Consider the following 1,850-nt stretch of genomic DNA (forward strand, 5'->3'; position numbering starts at 1 on the left):
CCAATATTGTTTTGATTGACACCTGAGATGATATTGCTTATATTACCTAATTCTTCAAGATTAACATTGCTTTGATCTACAGTGATGTTTTCTACTTGTACATTATTTGCACCGCTTCCACCTACAACCACAGTGTCTAATTTACCTGTATTTTTATCTGTAGAAACAACCCAATCTTTAATTCCAACACTACCACTACCATTGTTAGTTACTGTATTACCATGATCATCTTTACCTACTGAGCCTTGGTTGGAAATAACTAAATCAGCATTACCATTATTTGTAATACCTCCACCTATAGTAGCACCTTCTCCATTGGAAATTTCAAGTTTATTATCACTATTGTTAGTGATGGAACCACTTATACCTGTATTAGAATTAGAAGTGTTAGTGATGGAGTCAAGCTGACTGTTTTTATCAATTGTAATAGAACCAGTAATAGAGCCTTCTCCTTCATTAACAAGACCACCTTCTACCTTAGCTCCACCTTCTATCTTGATATCGCTACCTATAGATGCACTATCCGTATTGACTATATTTCCTTCAAGCTTAGTGTTTTCCCCACTAACTGTAATACCACCTGTTATACTTCCTGAGCCAGAATTAGAGATAGCTTGACCTGAAGAAGAAGTTACAGTAGCTCCATCTTCTACTTTTATAGAGCCTTCTATTTTTCCGCTTTCATTAGATATACCAGCGCCACTTCCACCTTCTACTCTAGATCCTTCACCGGATAAAATTATTTCTCCGCTTAAAGAAGCTGCTTTTTCTAATCTTATACCATTAACTTTACCTTGTATAATGCCACCATTTTTAAGTTCTATTTTACTAGTACTTGAACCAACATCTAAAGCAATTCCATGATTATCGCTATAAATTCCACTTACAGTTCCATCTTTTGAAGTATTTTTTCCACCATCTATGTATAAATCGCCTAGAGTTTGCCATTGATTTACCCATATTCCTGCTGTTTTACCATAAACTACACCTCCATCTTTTATGGTAAGTGTTCCAAATTTACCATAGGATACATGTATACCAGAAACAACTGAATTGATAGTTCCTGTGTTGATGATATTTTCTATGGTGCCACCGTTTTCTAATTTTATAGCGCCACCCCACCATATATCTTCAGTGCTATTTATAGTACCTTTATTTTCAAGTGTTTTTATAATGCTATTGTGTATAAAAACAGCAGAGGAACCACCATTCATAGTACCATTATTGATAAAATTTTCTATGGTTCCACCAACCATTGTTACACCTTCGCTCCCACTAATTAAACCACTATTAACAAAGCTTTGTATATTAGTATTTTTTCCTTCGAAAAGTACTCCTCGGTCGTTAGAGCCTACTATAGTCCCACTATTTTCGAATTTATCCACAGTGAGAGTTCCTGAGTTACCTCCCCAAATTCCCATGTAAATTTGACCATTGATTTGACCTGTATTTTCAAAGGTGTTAACAGTGATGGTTCCTTTAAAATTGTTATCATGTTCTACAGCTACCTTACCGTTAATAGTTCCTTTATTGGTAAGATTGGTAAGAGTGAGGATATTGCTACCACTAGCATGAGCATAGATGATTCTATCTGTATTGCCTATACTACCTAGAGTTCCATTTGATTGAATTATTATGGTATGTGGTCCCTGATCGGTAATGTTGATTGTGCTAGTTTCTGAACTACTTACAGTCGTATTAATCCTAGCTTGAGGAGCATAAACACTTGCTGATCTAGCTTTAGTATTTTTATTTGCTTCATCATAAGTTTTTATTTCAGGAGTAAGTGTAGCATTAGCACAACTCGCTAAGAAAGAAATAGTAGCTAAAGATAAAACTATCTTTTTAGA

Annotated in this window: 1 protein-coding gene; it reads right to left on the bottom strand. The window is 35.0% G+C overall.

What is annotated here, in order from left to right:
* A partial coding sequence (locus AJ939_RS01185; protein WP_410002382.1) for a beta strand repeat-containing protein occupies nt 1-1,850 on the bottom strand: 1,850 nt, incomplete at both ends.

It is taken from the genome of Campylobacter sp. BCW_6889, assembly GCF_001762535.1.
GTDB classification, from domain to species: Bacteria; Campylobacterota; Campylobacteria; order Campylobacterales; family Campylobacteraceae; genus Campylobacter_D; species Campylobacter_D jejuni.